Annotated in this window: 2 protein-coding genes; one reads left to right on the top strand and one right to left on the bottom strand. The window is 74.3% G+C overall.

Going from position 1 to position 3065, the window contains the following annotated elements:
- Positions 1–2 precede the first annotated feature (2 nt).
- Positions 3–2612, top strand: a complete 2610-nt coding sequence (locus H5J33_RS29115; protein WP_181797797.1) for a SpoIIE family protein phosphatase/ATP-binding protein — start codon at positions 3–5, stop codon at positions 2610–2612.
- A 48-nt stretch (positions 2613–2660) separates the two neighbouring features.
- On the opposite strand, the gene H5J33_RS29110 is transcribed toward H5J33_RS29115, so the two are convergent.
- On the bottom strand, positions 2661–2897 hold the full coding sequence (locus H5J33_RS29110; protein WP_181797796.1) for a hypothetical protein: 237 nt from the start codon (positions 2895–2897) through the stop codon (positions 2661–2663).
- Positions 2898–3065: the final 168 nt, after the last annotated feature.

The raw sequence follows: 3065 nt of genomic DNA, 5'->3' as shown, positions 1-3065 counted from the left end.
CGGTGACCGGGCGCAGCGTGGCCGGCCAGGTGTTCCTCCTGCAAGTGGTGATCGTGCTGCTGCTGGTCGTCTCGGCGGTGGTGGCCCAAGTGCTCCAGGTGCGGCACGACACCGACGTGGAGGCCGCCAACCGCTCCCTGGCCGTGGCGCAGACCTTCGCCGACGCGCCGGGCACGGCCGAGGCCCTGAGCTCCCCCGACCCCACCGCCGTGATCCAGCCGCGCGCGGAGGCCGCCCGCACGGCGACCGGCGTGGACTTCGTCGTGGTGATGAACACGCGGGGCATCCGCTACACCCACCCCAAGAGCGACCGCATCGGCAAGAAGTTCGTCGGCACCATCGCCCCGGCCCTGGCCGGCCGCACGGTCACCGAGCACATCACCGGCACCATCGGCCCGCTGGTGCAGGTGGTGGTGCCGGTGCGGGACCGGGCGGGCAAGGTGGTGGGGCTGGTGTCCGCCGGGATCACCACCGCGCACGTGGGTGGCACCGCCGACCAGCAGCTGCCGCTGCTGCTCGCGGCGGCCGCGGCCGCGCTGGCGCTGGCCACCGCGGGTACGGCCCTGGTCAGCAGGCGGCTGCTGCGCCAGACGCACGGCCTCGGGCCGTACGAGATGACCCGGATGTACGAGCACCACGACGCGGTGCTGCACGCGGTCCGCGAGGGTGTCCTGATCGTCGGCGGCGACGGCCGGCTGCTGCTCGCCAACGACGAGGCCCACCGGCTGCTGGACCTGCCCGCGGACGCCGAGCGGCGGCACGTGCTGGAGCTGGGCCTGGACGACGAGACGGCGGGCCTGCTGGCCTCGGGCCGGGTCGCCACGGACGAGGTGCACCTGGTCAAGGACCGTCTGCTGGCGATCAACCAGCGGCCCACCGAGCTGCGCGGCGGCCCGGCCGGCAGCGTGACCACGCTGCGCGACTCCACCGAGCTGCGTGCCCTGTCGGGCCGGGCGGAGGTGGCCCGGGAGCGGCTGAACATGCTCTACGACGCCGGGGTGGGCATCGGCACCAGCCTGGATGTCGCCCGGACCGCCGAGGAGCTGGCCGGGCTCGCGGTGCCCCGGTTCGCGGACTTCGCCACCGTGGACCTGTTCGACGCGGTGCTCGGCGGTGAGGAGCCCCGCCCCGGCACGGCGCTGCGCCGTACGGCCTGCGCGGGGGTGCGCGAGGACTCCCCGCTGTATCCGCCCGGCGAGCGGATCCGGTTCGTGCCCACCTCGCCGCAGGCCCGTGCGCTGACCACCGGGCAGTCGGTGGTGGTGGAGCGGCTGCGCGAGGCGCCCGGCTGGCGGGCGCAGGACCTGGAGCGCACCGACCAGGTGCTGGACTACGGCATCCACTCGCTGATCACCGTGCCGCTGCGGGCGGGCAGCCTGGTGCTGGGCCTGGTGAGCTTCTGGCGGGCGGAGAAGCCGCAGCCGTTCGACGCCGAGGAGGTGTCCCTGGCGGAGGAGCTGGTGGCGCGGGCGGCGGTGTCCATCGACAACGCCCGCCGGTACACCCGTGAGCACAGCATGGCCGTCACCCTCCAGCGCAGTCTGCTGCCGCGCTCCCTGCCCGAGCAGGGCGCCCTGGAGATCGCCTACCGCTATCTGCCGGCCCAGGCGGGCGTCGGCGGCGACTGGTTCGACGTGCTGCCGCTGTCGGGGGCCCGGGTGGCGCTCGTGGTCGGGGACGTGGTGGGGCACGGGCTGCACGCGGCGGCGACGATGGGGCGGCTGCGCACGGCGGTGCACAACTTCTCGGCGCTCGACCTGCCGCCGGACGAACTGCTCGGTCTGCTGGACGAGCTGGTGGGGCGGCTCGACCAGGAGGAGACCGGGGCGGCGGGCGGGGCCGTGGTGACGGGCGCGACCTGTCTCTACGCGATCTACGACCCGGTGTCCCGGCGGTGCACCGTGGCCCGGGCCGGTCATCCGCCGCCCGCGCTGGTGCGGCCGGACGGCGCGGTGGAGTTCCCCGACGTGCCCCCGGGTCCCCCGCTGGGCCTGGGCGGGCTGCCGTTCGAGACGGCGGAGCTGGAGCTGGCGGAGGACACCCGGCTGGTGCTGTACACGGACGGTCTGGTGGAGGACCGGGAACGGGACATCGACGAGGGGCTGGCCATGCTGGGCGACGCCCTGCGGCGGACCGCGGGCGTCTCGCCGGAGCAGACCTGCCGGGCGGTGCTGGACCGGCTGCCGGCCCGGCCGAGCGACGACGTGGCGCTGATCGTGGCCCGCACCCGGGTGCTGGGCGGTGACCGGGTCGCCCAGTGGCAGGTGCCGTCCGATCCGGCGGCGGTGTCCACGGTGCGGTCCTCGGTGACCCGGCGGCTGGCCGACTGGGGTCTCGAGGAGCTCGCGTTCACCACGGAGCTGATCCTGAGCGAGCTGGTCACCAACGCCATCCGCTACGGGCGCGGCCCGATCGGGGTGCGGCTGCTGCGGGACCGCACGCTGATCTGCGAGGTCTCCGACCGCAGCACGACCTCGCCGCACCTGCGGTACGCGGCGAGCACCGACGAGGGCGGCCGCGGCCTGTTCCTGGTGGCCCAGCTCGCCGAACGCTGGGGTACCCGCTACACCCCGCACGGCAAGGTCATCTGGGCGGAACAGCCGCTGCCGTGAGCACGGTCCGGCAGCGGCTGTCGCGTCCCCGCCGGGCGGGAGCGGCGGTCAGCCGCCGTCGAGGCGGGAGCGGAGCAGCTGCTTGCCCAGTTCCGCGCCCTTGCGGCTGTCGGACTGGGCCTTGCGGAACAGTTCCGCGACTTCCTTGTCCCCGTCCCGCTCGGCGTCCTGGACGTACTGCTCCAGCCGCAGGGCGTTGCTCAGGCACGCCTCGACGTACCAGATGAGGTTGTAGTCCTTGTCGCGGGTGCCGGTGACGTCTCCGGTCTCGCTGGTGCTGGTCATCCGGGGTCTCCTCCTTCGTCGAGACTTGGGTCGATTCCGCTGTGGGAGACCCCGGGTACCCGTGCGACCTGCGGACACACCGGCCACGGTGATGTATCCGGCGCCTTCCTTGCCGTCGACGCTGCCCTCGGGGACGCCGATGAGCGGATCGGTGCGGCCGTCGCCGTC

Source organism: Streptomyces sp. WELS2 (genome assembly GCF_013870595.1).
Classification (GTDB): domain Bacteria; phylum Actinomycetota; class Actinomycetes; order Streptomycetales; family Streptomycetaceae; genus Streptomyces.
This window is presented reverse-complemented; position numbering and strand designations above follow the sequence as displayed.